The sequence below is a fragment of the Kitasatospora phosalacinea genome (assembly GCF_030268885.1).
GTDB lineage: Bacteria > Actinomycetota > Actinomycetes > Streptomycetales > Streptomycetaceae > Kitasatospora > Kitasatospora phosalacinea_C.
In genome coordinates, this window is record NZ_BSSA01000006.1 from 44,579 (window position 1) to 59,175 (window position 14,597).

Consider the following 14,597-nt stretch of genomic DNA (forward strand, 5'->3'; position numbering starts at 1 on the left):
GCGGCCCGCCTCCTGGTCTGACTCCGGTTCAGGCCCGGCCGGTTGCGGTCGGGTGGTTCAGCGAGGGCGCGGTGAAGTCCGCGCTGACGTCCTGATCGGTGCGCTCGCTGTTGTCCGCCATCGTGTGCAGCCCGCGGCCGATCCGGCCCAGCCGCTCCGACAGCCCCTGCAACCCGGCCAGCGCGCCCTCCCGGGCCTCGCCGTACGCGGTGCCGAACGGCGCGCCGGGCTCGTCGGAGCCCCACGGCGCGCCCAGCGCCGCCAGCCCGCTCTCCAACTGATGCGCCGCTTTACCGAACTCGTCCGAGATCTTCTCGAACTCCCGTCCCTCGCCGTGGAGTTCCCACGACCGGATGACGACCTCGTCGCCCATCTGCACTCCCCCGTGCAAGGGCGCTCGCGCGCCCGACCTACCGGCTGGGCCATCCTAGGACCACTCCCGGCCGCCGCCGACCGGCCTGCGGTCCTTTTCACAGCCGCTTCACCTTCGCCACCCGCCCGAAACCCGCCGAACCGGGACGGATCGGAACGAACCACCGGCAAAGCCGCGTCGCCGCACCCCGGGCCGCCCCGTCCAGGCCATACCCTTACCGGGTGGCACCAGCTGACAGCACCAAGAGCAAGAAGACCGAGAAGCCCGCCAAGGGCGCCAAGACCTCCAAAGCCGCCAAGGGCGCCAAGGCCCCCGCGTCCAAGGGCCCCGCGTCCAAGGGCCCCGTCGTCGACCTGGCGATGCCCACCGTCCGCGAGGTCGCCCTCGACTTCCCGCGCGCCTGGGTCGAGTTCACCGACCCCGACGACGAGGACCAGGTGTTCCGCTGCGACCTCACCTGGCTCACCTCCCGCTGGGGCTGCATCTTCGGCAAGGGCTGCCACGGCATCCAGCCCGGCCGCGGCGCCTCCGACGGCTGCTGCACCCTCGGCGCCCACTACTCCGACGAGGAGGACGAGCAGCGCGTCGCCGGGCACGCCGCCCGGCTCACCCCCGACATCTGGGAGCACCACGCCGAGGGCACCGACGCCAAGGGCCGGATCCGCCGCGACGGCGGCATCACCATGTTCGACGAGGACGGCGACCGGCAGACCCGCCGCGTGAACGGCGCCTGCCTGTTCCTCAACAGCCCCGGCTTCCCCGGCGGCGCCGGCTGCGCCCTGCACGTGCTCGCCCTGCGCGAGGGCCTGGAACCGCTGGAGACCAAGCCGGACGTCTGCTGGCAGCTGCCGGTCCGCCGCACCTACGACTGGATCGACCGCCCCGACGACACCCGCTACCTGCAGGTCTCCATCGGCGAGTACGACCGCCGCGGCTGGGGCCCCGGCGGCCACGACCTGCACTGGTGGTGCACCGGCTCCCCCGAGGCGCACCGCGCCCCCGACCCGGTCTACGTCTCCTACCGCCCCGAGCTGACCGAGCTGATGGGCCCCGCCGCGTACGAGCAGCTGGTCGCCCTCTGCAAGGCCCACGACACCCGCCTGGCCCCGCACCCGGCGGACCAGTAGCCCCGGCAGCGGGCCCCCGCCGGGGGCCCGCTACTTGTCGATGTCGCCGACCACGAAGAACATCGAGCCCAGGATCGCCACCATGTCGGCGACCAGCGTCCCCGGCAGCAGCTCGGTCAGCGCCTGGATGTTGTTGAAGGACGCCGAGCGCAGCTTGAGCCGCCACGGCGTCTTCTCGCCGCGCGAGACCAGGTAGTACCCGTTCAGGCCGAGCGGGTTCTCGGTCCAGGCGTACGTCTCGCCCTCAGGGGCCTTGAGCACCTTGGGCAGCCGCAGGTTGACCGGCCCGGCGGGCAGCTCGGCCAGCCGGTCCAGGCAGGCGTCGGCGAGGTCGAGCGCGTTGGCGGTCTGCTCCAGCAGGCACTCGAACCGGGCCAGGCAGTCGCCCTCCTCCCGGACGGCCACCTTCAGGACGTCCTGCAGCTGCCCGTACGCGAGGTACGGCTCGTCGCGCCGCAGGTCGAAGTCGACGCCGCTGGCCCGGGCGATCGGCCCGCTGACCCCGTACGCGTGGACGTGCTCGCGGGAGAGCACGCCGACGCCCGCGGTGCGGCCGCGGAAGATCTCGTTGCCGAGGACGAGGTCCTCGAAGACCGGCAGCTGCCCGCGCACCACGCCGACCGCGCGGCGGACCCTGCCGAGCCAGCCGGCCGGCAGGTCCTCTTTGAGGCCGCCGACCCGGTTGAACATGTAGTGCATGCGGCCGCCGGAGGCTTCCTCCAGCACGTGCTGGAGCTCCTCGCGGCCGTTGAAGGAGTGGAAGATCGGCGTGATGCCGCCCAGTTCCAGCGGGTAGGAGCCGAGGAACATCAGGTGGTTGAGGACCCGGTTCAGCTCGGCCAGCAGCGTGCGCAGCCACACCGCCCGCTCGGGCACCTCCATGCCGAGCATCCGCTCGACGGCCAGCACCACGCCCAGCTCGTTGGCGAACGCGGACAGCCAGTCGTGCCGGTTGGCCAGCATGATGATCTGCCGGTAGTCCCGGGCCTCGAACAGCTTCTCCGCGCCGCGGTGCATGTAGCCGATCACCGGCTCGGCGCTGGTGATCCGCTCGCCGTCGAGGACCAGCTTCAGGCGCAGCACGCCGTGCGTGGACGGGTGCTGGGGGCCGATGTTGAGCACCATGTCGGTGCTGCCGCCGTCGCCGGGGAGCGTCTGCGCGCCCGGACCGATGCCGACCGTGGTCTCCGTCATGGCCGTCGCCTCCTTCTACGAGGGGAGAGTCTGCCATCCCGGCAGGCCCGCGAGGTCCTCCGGTACCGGCATGCGGACGGCCTGGACCAGCCAGTGGAACGCGCCCAGCCCGGCCGGGTCGGTCAGCTCGGCCGCCTCCCCCGCCCCGGCCAGCGCCCGCAGGTAGGCCGCCGGGTCGCTGCTCGCCAGCGCGAGCGGCGGCCGGGCCCCGCTGACGCCGAGCGCCCGCAGCGCCTCGCGCTGGGTGGCCAGCAGCGCCGGGTGCCCGGCCACGGCCGCCGCGTCGAGCGCGACGTGCGCGGTCAGGTCGCAGGAGCCGTCCGGGACGGGGGCGCACTCGCGGCCCTCCCGGAACCCGGTCAGGGTGCCGAACGGCGGCCGGGCGGCGCGCAGGTGCGCGTAGTCGACGGCCACCGCCAGGCCGCGGTCCAGGGCGCCGACCGCGGCGGCCCAGGCGGCGTCCCGCGGCCCGCCGAGCTCGACCCGCTCCCCGTCCGGCCACCAGCGCCCGGCCCAGGCCGCGTCCGCGTCCGCCACCGGTCCGCCGAGCCGCTCCGCCCCGTCCGGCGCGACCTCGACGTACCGCAGCCGCCCCTGCCCGTCGGGCTCGGCGAGGTCCAGCGGGACGTTGTCCAGCCACTCGTTGGCGAACAGCAGGCCCGCGGCGCCCGACGGCAGCTCCGCCGACCAGTGCACCTCCACGGGCAGGCCGGCCGGGCGGTCGGCCAGTTCCACCGCCCGCAGCCGCACCCGCCCGCGCAGGCCGTCCGGCAGCAGGGCCCGCACCGCGAGGACGAGTTCGCCCCGCCCGGCGCCGACGTCGACGAAGTCCAGCCGCTCCGGCCGCCCGAGCGCCGCGTCGACCCCCGCCAGCAGCCGGACGACCGCGGCGGCGAACCGCGCGGAGGCGTGCACGGAGGTGCGGAAGTGCCCGGCGGGGCCCTCTGACCTGCGGTAGAAGCCGCCGTCGGGCCGGTACAGGGCGTGTTCGATCGCGGGCCGCCACCGCATCCAGGTCATGGCCCACGACGTTACCGGGCGCCCGCGCCTCCACCCTGGGGAGTAGCCGCGGATCGCCCTCGCGGCGGAGCAGAACCCGCTCCCGGACTCCCTAGGCTGGAAGCGTGCACCGACTCAACGCCTGGTTCCGCCGACACCCCGTGGTCGTCGACTCCGGCTGGGCGCTGCTGGTCCTGATGCTGGGCGTGCTCGCCGCCGTCGAGTCCACCGGCGTGCCGGGCTCCCCGCTGCCGTCCTGGAAGCACTACGCCGGCGTCGCGGTGGCCTTCCTGCTGCCCGCCCTGATGGTGGTGCGCCGCCGCTGGCCGGACGCCACCACCGCGGCGGCCGTCGTGCTCGGGCTCGGCCAGGTCGCGTTCGGCGTCGACCCCAACGCCTCCAGCATCGCCTACCTGGTGTTCGCCTACACCGGAGCCGCCTTCGGCCACGCCTGGACGTCCCGGCTGGCGCTGGCCGCGAGCCTGGCGGCCGGACCGCTGACGCTGTGGCGGCTGACGCCCCCCGACCAGCGCGGGGACGGCTACAAGGCGGTGTTCCTGGCCGCCCTGATGACCACCCCGTTCGTGCTGTGCTGGGCCTGGGGCCGGCTCACCCGGGTCCGCCGCGCCTACCTGGTCGAACTGGAGGACCGGGCCGCCCGGCTGGAGCGCGAGCGCGACGCCCAGGCCCAGGTCGCGGTCGCCGCCGAACGGGCCCGGATCGCCCGCGAGCTGCACGACGTGGTCGCGCACAACGTCTCGGTGATGATCGTCCAGGCCGACGGCGCCGCCTACGTGCTGGACTCCTCCCCGCAGCAGGCCAAGGAGGCGCTCGGCACCATCGCCTCCACCGGCCGCCAGGCCCTCGCCGAGATGCGCCGCCTGCTCGGCGTGCTGCGCACCGCCGACACCACGGGCGAGTACGTGCCGCAGCCCGGCGTCGAGGAGCTCCCCGAGCTGCTGGAGCAGGTCCGCACGGCCGGCCTGCCGGTCGACTTCACCGCCACCGGCGAGGTCCGCGAACTGCCCCGCGGCCTGGAACTGACCGTCTACCGGATCGTCCAGGAAGCCCTCACCAACGTCCGCAAGCACGGCGGCCCGAACGCCCGCGCCAAGGTCGCCGTCGACTTCCGCCCCGCCGACCTGGAGGTCCTGGTCGAGGACGACGGCCGCGGCTCCACCCGCGAACAGCTCGTCGGCGGTGCCGACGGGCTCGGCCACGGCCTGATCGGCATGCGCGAACGCGTCGGCATGGTCAGCGGCAGCCTGGACGTCGGCCCCCGGCCCGGCGGCGGCTTCCGGATCCGGGCCGTGCTCCCCCTCAGAACGCCCAAGTGAACGTAGAAGGAGACCCGACCCGCATGCCGATCCGCGTGATGCTCGTCGACGACCAGGAACTGCTCCGCACCGGGTTCCGGATGGTCCTGCAGTCGCAGGGCGACATCGAGATCGCCGCCGAGGCGGGCGACGGCCAGCAGGCCGTCGACGTGCTGCGCACCGCCGAGGTCGACGTGATCCTGATGGACGTCCGGATGCCCCGGCTCGACGGCGTCCAGGCCACCCGCCGGATCTGCCTCGACGACCACGGCCACCCGGTCGAGGGCGCCCCCCGGGTCCTCATCCTCACCACCTTCGACCTGGACGAGTACGCCTTCGCCGCGCTCAAGGCCGGCGCGTCCGGCTTCCTGCTCAAGGACGTCCCGCCCACCGAGCTGGTCGCCGCGATCCGCTCCGTCCACGGCGGCGACGCGGTGGTCGCCCCGACCACCACCCGCCGCATGATCGACCGCTTCGCCGAGGTCCTCCCCACCCCCGCGAGCACCCCCGGCTCCCCCGTCCTCGCCCCCCTCACCGACCGCGAGCGCGAGGTCTTCCTGCTCGTCGCCCAGGGCCTCTCCAACGGCGAGATCGCCGCCCGCCTGGTCCTCTCCGAAGCCACCGTCAAGACCCACGTCGGCCGCATCCTCGCCAAGCTCTCCCTCCGCGACCGCGTCCAGGCCGTCGTCCTCGCCTACGAGAACGGCCTCGTCCGCGCCGGCGAAACCCCCTGAGCCCGCTGCCCCGCGCACGGGTGGGTGGGCGGGCGGCAAACCCCCGTACCATTGACCGGTACGTCTGGTACCCCTAGAGGACTGGAACGGAAGAGTGCTGCCCGACTTCGGAGACCCCTCCGACCCCGGTAACCGCCCCGCCCGGCTCGCCGTCGGCGTCGTCGGTGCGGGCCGCGTCGGCCCCGCCCTGGGCGCCGCCCTGCAGCTCGCGGGCCACCGCGTGGTCGCCGCGTCCGGCGTCTCCGCCGCGTCCCGCCGCCGCGCCGAGGCCCTGCTGCCCGGCGTCCGGCTGGTGACGCCCCCGCAGGTGATGGCGGCCGCGGACCTGGTGCTGCTGACCGTCCCGGACGACGCGCTGCCCGACCTGGTGCAGGGCCTGGCGACGACCGGCGCCGTCCGCCCCGGCCAGCTGCTCGTCCACACCTCCGGCGCGCACGGCGTGGCCGTCCTGGAGCCCGCCACCCGCGCGGGCGCGCTGCCGCTGGCGCTGCACCCGGCGATGACCTTCACCGGCACCTCGGTCGACGTGGCCCGGCTGGCCGGCTGCCCGTTCGGGGTGACCGCCCCGGAGGAGCTGCGCCCGGTCGCCGAGGCCCTGGTCGTGGAGATGGGCGGCGAGCCGTCCTGGATCCCGGAGGAGGTCCGCCCGCTCTACCACACGGCCCTCGCGCACGGCGCGAACCACCTGGTCACGCTGGTCGCGCAGGCGATGGAGCTGCTGCGCACCGCGGGCGTCCAGGAGCCGGGCCAGATGCTCGGCCCGCTGCTGGGCGCGGCCCTGGACAACGCCCTGCGCTCGGGCGACCTGGCGCTGACCGGCCCGGTGGCCCGCGGCGACGTCGGGACGGTGCGCACGCACCTGGGCCGACTCGCTACGGTGACCCCGGACATCGGCCAGGCGTACCGGGCGATGGCGAGGGCGACCGCGCAGCGCGCGGTGGCCAACGGCACGTTGAAGCCGGAGCCGGCGGCGGCGCTGCTGGACGTACTGAACGAGGAGAAGCACTGATGGCACGCGACAGGCGCCCGGCGAAGGCCCCGAAGCCGGCGAAGGTCCGCAAGGCGGTGCTGACCCGCACCGTGGAGGAGTTCGAGGCCGCGTTCTGGCCGGACGAGCAGCCGGTGGACAACGCCGTGGTGATGACCATGGGCGCGCTGCACGAGGGCCACGCCGCGCTGGTGCGCGAGGCCCGCCGCCGGGTCGGCAAGGACGGCCGGGTGGCCGTGACGGTGTTCGTGAACCCGCTGCAGTTCGGCGCGGGCGAGGACCTGGACCGCTACCCGCGCACCCTGGACGCGGACGTCGCGCTGGCCGAGGAGACGGGCGCGGACGTGGTGTTCGCCCCGTCCGTGGACGAGGTGTACCCGAACGGCGAGCCGCTGGTGCGGCTCTCCGCGGGTCCGATGGGCGAGGGCTTCGAGGGCGCGTCCCGCCCGGGCCACTTCGACGGGGTGCTGACCGTCGTCGCCAAGCTGCTGCACATCACCGACCCTGACTTCGCGGTGTTCGGCGAGAAGGACGCCCAGCAGCTGGCGATCGTCCGCCGGATGGTCGCCGACCTGGACTTCGACGTCGAGGTGGTCGGCGTCCCGACCGTCCGCGAGCAGGACGGCCTGGCGCTGTCCTCCCGCAACCGCTTCCTCTCCGAGGCCGAGCGCACCCGGGCGCTCGCCCTCTCCCGCGCCCTGTTCGCCGGCCGGGACGCCGGCGCGCAGGGCCCGAAGGCCGTCCGCGAGGCGGCCGCCGCCGTGCTGGAGGGCGCGGACGGCATCTCCCTCGACTACCTCGCCCTGATCGATCCGCTGTCCTTCACCGAGGCGCCGGACGACTTCCAGGGCGAGGCGGTGCTCGCCGTCGCGGCCAAGGTCGGCTCGACCCGGCTGATCGACAACGTGAGCGTCATCGTCCGCTAGCCCGGACGCCCCGGGGCGGTCGGCCTCCCGAGTCCCGCCCGCCCCGTCCACCACCGGTACGCACCACCAGGCATGCACTCACAGGAGGCGTGACCCATGTTCCGCACCATGCTCAAGTCCAAGATCCACCGCGCCACCGTCACCCAGGCCGACCTGCACTACGTGGGCTCGGTGACGGTCGACGAGGACCTGCTCGACGCCGCGGACCTGCTCCCCGGCGAGCTGGTCCACATCGTCGACATCAACAACGGCGCCCGGCTGGAGACCTACACCATCGCCGGGCCGCGCGGCTCGGGCGTCATAGGCATCAACGGGGCCGCCGCCCGCCTGGTCCACCCCGGTGACCTGGTGATCCTGATCGCCTACGGGCAGATGGACACCGCCGAGGCCAAGGCGTACCTGCCGAAGGTGGTCTTCGTCGACGAGCACAACCGGATCACCGGCCTCGGCGGCGACCCCGCGGACGCCCCCGAGGGCAGCGGACTGCTGCGCGGCGACGCCGCGTACGGTGGTGCGAACGGCGCGGCCGACGCCGCCGCGCGCTGAAGGAGTAGCTGAACCCATGTCGCACCGCCTGACCGCCCCCGCCCCCGGCTGGACCACGAGCACCGACGTGGTCGTGGTCGGCTCCGGCGTGGCCGGGCTCACCGTCGCGCTCAACGCCCGCAAGGCCGGCCTGCGGGCCATGGTGGTCACCAAGGCGGTGCTGGACGAGGGCTCCACCCGCTGGGCCCAGGGCGGCATCGCCGCCGCCCTGGGCGAGGGGGACACCCCCGAGCAGCACCTGCAGGACACCCTGGTCGCGGGCGCCGGCCTGTGCGACGAGGAGGCGGTGCGCGCCCTGGTCACCGAGGGCCCGGACGCGGTGCGCCGGCTCATCGAGGTCGGCGCCGAGTTCGACCTCGACGAGGACGGCGAGATCGTGCTGACCCGCGAGGGCGGCCACCACCGCCGCCGGATCGCGCACGCGGGCGGCGACGCCACCGGCGCCGAGATCGAGCGCGCCCTGGTCGCCGCGATCGAGGCCGACCCGGGCCTGGAGCTGATCGAGCACGCCCTCGTCCTGGACCTGCTCACCGACGCCGGCGGCCACGCCTCCGGCGTCACCCTGCACGTGATGGGCGAGGGCCAGCGGGACGGCGTCGGCGCGATCCTGGCCCGGGCCGTGGTGCTGGCCACCGGCGGCATGGGCCAGGTCTTCGAGGCCACCAGCAACCCGGCGGTCTCCACCGGCGACGGCGTCGCGCTCGCCCTGCGGGCCGGGGCCGAGGTCACCGACCTGGAGTTCGTCCAGTTCCACCCGACCGTGCTCTGGCTCGGCCCGGACGCCAAGGGCCAGCAGCCGCTGGTCTCCGAGGCGGTCCGCGGCGAGGGCGCGCACCTGGTCGACGCGGACGGGGTGCGCTTCATGGTCGGCCAGCACGAACTGGCCGAGCTCGCCCCGCGCGACATCGTCGCCAAGGGGATCATCCGCCGGATGCACGCCAAGGGCACCCGGCACATGTACCTGGACGGGCGGCACTTCGGCGCCGAGATGTGGGAGCACCGCTTCCCCACCATCCTGGCCGCCTGCCGGGCCAACGGCATCGACCCGGTCACCGAGCCGATCCCGGTCGCCCCGGCCGCCCACCACGCCTCCGGCGGCGTGCGCACCGACCTGCACGGCCGCACCACCGTCCCCGGCCTGTACGCCTGCGGCGAGGTCGCCTGCACCGGCGTGCACGGCGCCAACCGGCTGGCCTCCAACTCCCTGCTGGAGGGCCTGGTCTTCGCCGAGCGGATCGCCGCCGACCTGGCCGCGCTGAACGCCGCGGGCCGGCTCCCGGCCCGGACGGTCAACATCGGTGCCGCGCAGGCCGCGACGCCCGTCCCGCTGCTGCCCGCCGAGGCCCGCGGCGAGCTCCAGCACCTGATGTCCGCCGGCGCGGGCGTGCTCCGCTCCGCGGAGTCGCTGGCCGCCACCGCCAAGGGCCTGGCCGCGCTGGCCGACCCGGCCCGCGGCGCCGACCCGTCGGTGGAGACCTGGGAGGCCACCAACCTGCACCAGGTCGCCACCGCCCTCACCGCCTCCGCCGCCCTCCGCGAGGAGACCCGCGGCTGCCACTGGCGCGAGGACTTCCCCGACCGCGACGACGCCCACTGGCAGCGCCACGTCGTCCACCCGCTCGCCGACTGACGCCCCGCGCCGGTCCCCCGCGCCCCACCGGGGCGCCGGGAACCGCTCGGGGCGGAGGCCGACGACCGTCTACCGTTGACCCGACCGCCCTTCGCACCGCCCGAGGAGCCGAGCCACCGCCGACACCGGACCCGACCAGCCGTCGCTTCCGACCTCGCGCAGTTCCTCGCGCCCCACGGTTCCGCCTCCCGCCGCCCTTTGGAGCTCCTCACCATGTCCCACTCCGAACTGCCCCTCCTGTCCACCGAGTCCGGCGGCTGCGGCGACGGCTGCGCGTGCGGCGAGGGCGAGGAGTACGAGACCGGGCTCGACCCGGCGCTGGCCGCGCTGCTGGAGGAGGCCGGGCTGGACCCGGTCGAGGTCGAGGACGTGGCGATGATGGCCCTGTCCGAGGACCTGGCGGGCGGCGAGGACGTCACCTCGGTGGCGACCGTCCCGGCCGAGGCCGTCGCGACCGCCGACTTCACCGCCCGCCAGGCGGGCGTGGTGGCCGGTCTGCGGGTGGCGGAGGCCGTGGTCTCGCTGGTGTGCGAGGAGGAGTTCGAGGTCGAGCGGCACGTCGAGGACGGCGAGCTCGTCGCCCCCGGCCAGGTGCTGCTGTCGGTGCGCAGCCGCACCCGCGACCTGCTGACCGCCGAGCGCTCGGCGCTGAACCTGCTCTGCCACCTGTCCGGCATCGCGACCGCGACCCGCGCCTGGGCGGACGCCCTGGAGGGCACCGGCGCGGTGGTCCGCGACACCCGCAAGACCACCCCGGGCCTGCGGGCGCTGGAGAAGTTCGCGGTGCGGGCGGGCGGCGGCGCCAACCACCGGATGGCGCTCTCCGACGCGGCGCTGGTGAAGGACAACCACGTGGTCGCGGCGGGCGGCGTCGCCGAGGCGTTCACCGCCGTCCGGGAGGCGTTCCCGGAGCTGCCGATCGAGGTCGAGGTGGACACGGTCGAGCAGATCGCCCCCGTCCTGGAGGCGGGCGCGGACCTGATCCTGCTGGACAACTTCTCCACCGAGCAGCTGCGCGAGGCGGTCGCCCTGGTCGCGGGCCGGGCGAAGCTGGAGGCTTCCGGCGGCCTGACCCTGGCCACCGCGCGCGAGGTCGCGGAGACTGGTGTCGACTACCTGGCCGTCGGGGCCCTGACGCACTCCGCGCCGATCCTGGACATCGGCCTGGACCTCCGCAGCTCCTGACCCTTCGAAGCAGAAAGCGCCCCATGCTCCTCACCATCGACGTCGGCAACACCCAGACCACGCTCGGCCTGTTCGACGGCGAGGAGATCGTCGAGCACTGGCGGATCTCCACCGACCCGCGCCGCACCGCGGACGAACTGGCCGTGCTGATGCAGGGGTTGATGGGCGCCCACCCGATCGTCTCGGCGGACGACCGGGTGGCCGGGCTGGCGATCTGCTCCTCCGTCCCGGCGGTGCTGCACGAGCTGCGCGAGGTGACCCGCCGCTACTACGGGGACGTCCCCGCGGTGATCGTCGAGCCGGGCGTGAAGACCGGCGTGCACGTGCTGATGGACAACCCGAAGGAGGTCGGCGCGGACCGGATCGTCAACGCGCTGGCCGCCAACCACCTGTACGGCGGCCCGTGCATCGTGGTCGACTTCGGCACCGCCACCACCTTCGACGCGATCAACGCCCGCGGCGACTACGTGGGCGGCGCGATCGCCCCGGGCATCGAGATCTCGGTGGACGCCCTGGGCGGCCGCACCGCGATGCTCCGCAAGATCGAGCTGGCCCGCCCGCGCAACGTGATCGGCAAGAACACCGTGGAGGGCATGCAGTCCGGCATCCTGTACGGCTTCGCCGGGCAGGTCGACGGCCTGGTCAACCGGATGGCCAAGGAGCTCGCCAAGGACCCGAACGACGTCCAGGTGATCGCCACCGGCGGGCTGGCCCCGCTGGTGCTGGGCGAGGCCGACTCGATCGACGTGCACGAGCCCTGGCTGACCCTGATCGGCCTGCGCCTGATCTTCGAGCGCAACCGCCCGGCCACCGCCGCCTGACGCCCCGTCGGCCCCCGGGCCCCGGCCCCCTCGGACGGGGGTCCGGGGCCCGTCGCGTCCCTCCACCGCAGCTCGGGAGCGAATGCACCATCTCATAGGCCAATCGGGACAAACACGTCCTCAATCGCCATAAGTCGGACGTACGCCACGTACTGTCGACCCATGCCAACGCCACACGGATCGCGCGGCGGCATGGCCTTCAGCGCCGACGAAGTCCGGGTGCTGCGCCGTGTCCTCGCCCAAGCCCTCTACCCGGCCGCCCCCGACCGGCTCCCGGCGCCCGCCGCGGCCGTCGAACTGTGGGCGGAGGACGTCCAGGACGCGCTTCGGCTCACCGAGGCGATCGACGAGGCGGTCCAGGAGGGCGGGCGGCTGCGCGCCTTCATGCTCACCGACCTGACCCGCTACCGCGCCGCCCTGCCCGGCAGCGCCCGGGGCTACCTGGACCGCCTGGAGGAGGCCGTCACCGACGGCTACCTGCCCACCGCCGAGGACCTGTCGGCGCTGCGCTCACTGTCCCGCCAGCCGTGCGGACCGCACGAACGGGCCCGCCGCTCCCGGCTCGCCGGACGCTGCCACGCGCTCGCCGAGGCCGAGGTTCGCGAGCGGCTCTCCCTCGGCTCCGGACAGCGGCACCTCGCCGCGGTGCCCAGCCCCGCGCCCGAACCCCAGCCCGCCACCCCAGTTGGAGGACGGTTCCCGATGAGCGACCAGCAATCCCAGCCCCCCGCCGACCGCCCCCGTCCCCGCCGGATGCCCACCCCCGCCGAACTCTTCGGCCGCCGCTCCCGCCCGGCCCCCCACCAGGACCCCCCGGACGACGAGAACCGCCCGGAACTCGCCACCGGCACCGACGGCTGACGCCCCGTCACCCCGCGGGCCCCCTCCGCTCCGGAGGGGGCCCGACCCCTTTGGTAAAAATTCGGCAAAACTTCGATCTGATACGAACCTCCCTGCCCCGAAGTGTCCGGTTCGAGCACCCTCGGTGGCCGGAACCCGACCCTAGGGTCTTCCCGCACACACCGTGCACACGGAACCCTTTGGGGGGATCATGCGCACCTCGCGCTCCCGTTCGCTCGGGCTGGCCACCACCCTGGCCGCGCTCGCCCTGGGCGGCGCCGTCGCCCCGGCCGCCCACGCGGCCGACAGCACGCTGAAGATCGAGGCCCCCGACGCCGTCGCGGTCGACCCGCACTCCACGGCCCCGGACCACAGCAGCGACTCGACCCGGGTCCACCTGGACCTGACGCTCTCCAACGCCCCGATGAGCGCCATGGGCAAGGTCACCGTCGACCTGGCCCCGCTGCAGGGCATCGCCTCGGTCTCGGTCCTGTCCCACGGCTGCACCACCTCCGGGCAGGTGCTGACCTGCGACGCGATGTCGATGTACGGCGGCAAGCAGGGCCTGGACCTCTACCTGTACGGCCCCGACGCCGCCAAGCCCGCGGGCAGCTCCGCCGTCCTGCACACCACCGCGGTGTTCAACGGCGCGACCGCCTCCGCCGACACCAAGGTGACCCTCGGCGGCAGCAACCTGGTGGGCGAGGAGCTCCCGACCAACCGGGACCTCAAGCCCGGCGACACCTGGACTCCGGAACTCAAGATCACCAACAAGGGCCAGCTCCCCGCCTCCCAGCTCTACCTGACCTTCACCGGCGGGATGGAGCTCACCTTCCTGCCGCAGTTCTCCAACTGCCAGTACTCCACCAAGGGCGACATCCAGATCTGCACCGTCCACACGGCGGTGGAGCCCGGCGAGACGGTCACGCTGTCCCCGATCGGCTTCAAGGTCGGCTCCGACGCGTACTACTCGTACGAGGACGTCCAGGTCACCACGACCGCACCGGACCTGAGCGGCTGGCTGGGCCAGTTCCACTTCGTCCCGGGGCAGTCCTCCGCCAAGCTGACCGTCGTCGGCAAGCCGGACAACAGCACCCCCAACGGGGTGATCGACTTCGAGCGCGGCAACTACCTCAGCCTGCAGGCGACCGTCCCGAACACCGCGGACTTCGCCGCCACCGGTAGCTGGGCGCCCGAAGCGGGCAAGCAGCAGGGCAAGTTGACCGTCGGCCTGGTCAACAACGGCCCGGCGTCGATCGACTGGCGCAGCGGCACCCACCCGGCCGACGTCCGGGTGGACCTGCCCGCGCAGGCCAAGGTCCTGCAGAAGCCGGACAACTGCCGCCCGGCCAGCACGGACCCCGCGGTCAACGCCTTCACCTGCTCGACCACGCCCTACGTCAAGAACGGCTACCGGGCCTCCTTCGACTTCACCGTCCAGGCCGACCCGGCGGCGAAGCTCTCCGCCGTGGTGACCCTGCCCTCGCTGGGCGAGGACAACCAGGAGAGCGGCAAGCCCTGGGACCACAACAAGGCCAACGACGTGGTGACCGTCGCCCTCGGCGGCGAGGCCTCCACCGGCACGCCGTCCCCGCAGCCGAGCCCCTCGACCGGCACCGGGACCGGCGGCACCGACCCGTCCGCCTCCCCCGCGCCCGCCCCGAGCAGCTCGTCGGCCGCGCCCTCGCCGAGCGCGAGCACGAGCCGGAACGGCACCGGTGGCACCACCGGCGGAACCACCGGCGGCACCGGCAGCCTGGCCTCCACCGGTGGCGGCCAGGGCAGCGGCACCGTGCTCGCCCTGGGCATCGGCGCCATCGCGCTGGGCGGCGGCGTGGTCCTCGTCACCCGCCGTCGCAAGGCCGGCGCACAGCAGTGACCTCCCCGGTGCCCCGGGCCGCCCGCACGGGCGCCCCGG

At 74.4% G+C, this 14,597-nt stretch carries 14 protein-coding genes; 11 read left to right on the forward strand and 3 right to left on the reverse strand.

What is annotated here, in order from left to right; genetic code table 11:
* Positions 1-28: 28 nt before the first annotated feature.
* A complete protein-coding gene (locus tag QSK52_RS11050; RefSeq protein WP_285735791.1) occupies positions 29-373 on the reverse strand; it encodes a WXG100 family type VII secretion target in 345 nt (114 codons plus the stop codon).
* A gap of 221 nt (positions 374-594) precedes the next feature.
* Here QSK52_RS11050 and QSK52_RS11055 point away from each other — a divergent pair, with 221 nt between their 5' ends.
* Positions 595-1,500 carry a hypothetical protein gene (locus tag QSK52_RS11055; protein ID WP_285735792.1) on the forward strand — a complete coding sequence of 302 codons (906 nt, stop codon included), beginning with the start codon at positions 595-597 and terminating at the stop codon, positions 1,498-1,500.
* Positions 1,501-1,530: 30 nt separating this feature from the next.
* Here the strand turns inward: QSK52_RS11055 and QSK52_RS11060 are convergent, their stop codons facing one another.
* Both QSK52_RS11060 and QSK52_RS11065 read right to left on the reverse strand, forming a co-directional pair.
* On the reverse strand, positions 1,531-2,694 hold the full coding sequence (locus QSK52_RS11060) for an NADH-quinone oxidoreductase subunit D (protein ID WP_285735793.1): 1,164 nt from the start codon (positions 2,692-2,694) through the stop codon (positions 1,531-1,533).
* A 15-nt stretch (positions 2,695-2,709) separates the two neighbouring features.
* The gene (locus QSK52_RS11065; RefSeq protein ID WP_285735794.1) at positions 2,710-3,714 is read right to left on the reverse strand and encodes an SAM-dependent methyltransferase; all 1,005 of its coding nucleotides are present in this window, start codon (positions 3,712-3,714) and stop codon (positions 2,710-2,712) included.
* A 104-nt stretch (positions 3,715-3,818) separates the two neighbouring features.
* Between QSK52_RS11065 and QSK52_RS11070 the strand changes: the two genes are divergently transcribed.
* The 10 genes from QSK52_RS11070 to QSK52_RS11115 all read left to right on the forward strand — a co-directional run bounded on the left by QSK52_RS11070 (position 3,819) and on the right by QSK52_RS11115 (position 14,558).
* Positions 3,819-5,030 (forward strand): sensor histidine kinase, encoded by a 1,212-nt coding sequence (locus QSK52_RS11070; RefSeq protein ID WP_285735795.1) that lies wholly within the window; start codon positions 3,819-3,821, stop codon positions 5,028-5,030.
* A 23-nt stretch (positions 5,031-5,053) separates the two neighbouring features.
* Positions 5,054-5,743, forward strand: a complete 690-nt coding sequence (locus QSK52_RS11075; protein ID WP_285735796.1) for a response regulator — start codon at positions 5,054-5,056, stop codon at positions 5,741-5,743.
* A gap of 94 nt (positions 5,744-5,837) precedes the next feature.
* Positions 5,838-6,752 carry a Rossmann-like and DUF2520 domain-containing protein gene (locus QSK52_RS11080; protein ID WP_285735797.1) on the forward strand — a complete coding sequence of 305 codons (915 nt, stop codon included), beginning with the start codon at positions 5,838-5,840 and terminating at the stop codon, positions 6,750-6,752.
* Entirely contained in the window at positions 6,752-7,657 is a 906-nt protein-coding gene (panC, locus tag QSK52_RS11085) for a pantoate--beta-alanine ligase (protein ID WP_285735798.1), read from the forward strand. Before QSK52_RS11080 ends, panC begins: the two co-directional genes overlap by 1 nt.
* Before the next feature lie 96 nt (positions 7,658-7,753).
* Positions 7,754-8,203 (forward strand): aspartate 1-decarboxylase, encoded by a 450-nt coding sequence (panD, locus tag QSK52_RS11090; RefSeq protein WP_285735799.1) that lies wholly within the window; start codon positions 7,754-7,756, stop codon positions 8,201-8,203.
* A 16-nt stretch (positions 8,204-8,219) separates the two neighbouring features.
* Positions 8,220-9,833: an L-aspartate oxidase gene (locus tag QSK52_RS11095; protein WP_285735800.1), complete on the forward strand. Its 1,614-nt coding sequence runs from the start codon at positions 8,220-8,222 to the stop codon at positions 9,831-9,833.
* Between the two features lie 213 nt (positions 9,834-10,046).
* Positions 10,047-11,018 (forward strand): carboxylating nicotinate-nucleotide diphosphorylase, encoded by a 972-nt coding sequence (gene nadC / locus QSK52_RS11100; protein WP_285735801.1) that lies wholly within the window; start codon positions 10,047-10,049, stop codon positions 11,016-11,018.
* 23 nt (positions 11,019-11,041) lie between these two features.
* Positions 11,042-11,839 carry a type III pantothenate kinase gene (locus QSK52_RS11105; protein WP_111555941.1) on the forward strand — a complete coding sequence of 266 codons (798 nt, stop codon included), beginning with the start codon at positions 11,042-11,044 and terminating at the stop codon, positions 11,837-11,839.
* A gap of 162 nt (positions 11,840-12,001) precedes the next feature.
* Positions 12,002-12,700, forward strand: a complete 699-nt coding sequence (locus QSK52_RS11110) for a hypothetical protein (RefSeq protein WP_285735802.1) — start codon at positions 12,002-12,004, stop codon at positions 12,698-12,700.
* 190 nt (positions 12,701-12,890) lie between these two features.
* Positions 12,891-14,558, forward strand: coding sequence for an LPXTG cell wall anchor domain-containing protein (locus QSK52_RS11115; RefSeq protein WP_285735803.1), 1,668 nt, complete (start codon positions 12,891-12,893; stop codon positions 14,556-14,558).
* Positions 14,559-14,597: the final 39 nt, after the last annotated feature.

Excerpts from the sequence above, each read along its gene's own strand:
- QSK52_RS11115 (WP_285735803.1), top strand. The coding sequence starts at position 12,891 with ATGCGCACCTCGCGCTCCCGTTCGCTCGGGCTGGCCACCACCCTGGCC.
- QSK52_RS11110 (WP_285735802.1), top strand. The coding sequence starts at position 12,002 with ATGCCAACGCCACACGGATCGCGCGGCGGCATGGCCTTCAGCGCCGAC.
- QSK52_RS11075 (WP_285735796.1), top strand. The coding sequence starts at position 5,054 with ATGCCGATCCGCGTGATGCTCGTCGACGACCAGGAACTGCTCCGCACC.
- QSK52_RS11050 (WP_285735791.1), bottom strand. The coding sequence starts at position 373 with ATGGGCGACGAGGTCGTCATCCGGTCGTGGGAACTCCACGGCGAGGGA.
- QSK52_RS11065 (WP_285735794.1), bottom strand. The coding sequence starts at position 3,714 with ATGACCTGGATGCGGTGGCGGCCCGCGATCGAACACGCCCTGTACCGG.
- panD (WP_285735799.1), top strand. The coding sequence starts at position 7,754 with ATGTTCCGCACCATGCTCAAGTCCAAGATCCACCGCGCCACCGTCACC.
- panC (WP_285735798.1), top strand. The coding sequence starts at position 6,752 with ATGGCACGCGACAGGCGCCCGGCGAAGGCCCCGAAGCCGGCGAAGGTC.
- QSK52_RS11060 (WP_285735793.1), bottom strand. The coding sequence starts at position 2,694 with ATGACGGAGACCACGGTCGGCATCGGTCCGGGCGCGCAGACGCTCCCC.
- nadC (WP_285735801.1), top strand. The coding sequence starts at position 10,047 with ATGTCCCACTCCGAACTGCCCCTCCTGTCCACCGAGTCCGGCGGCTGC.
- QSK52_RS11095 (WP_285735800.1), top strand. The coding sequence starts at position 8,220 with ATGTCGCACCGCCTGACCGCCCCCGCCCCCGGCTGGACCACGAGCACC.
- QSK52_RS11105 (WP_111555941.1), top strand. The coding sequence starts at position 11,042 with ATGCTCCTCACCATCGACGTCGGCAACACCCAGACCACGCTCGGCCTG.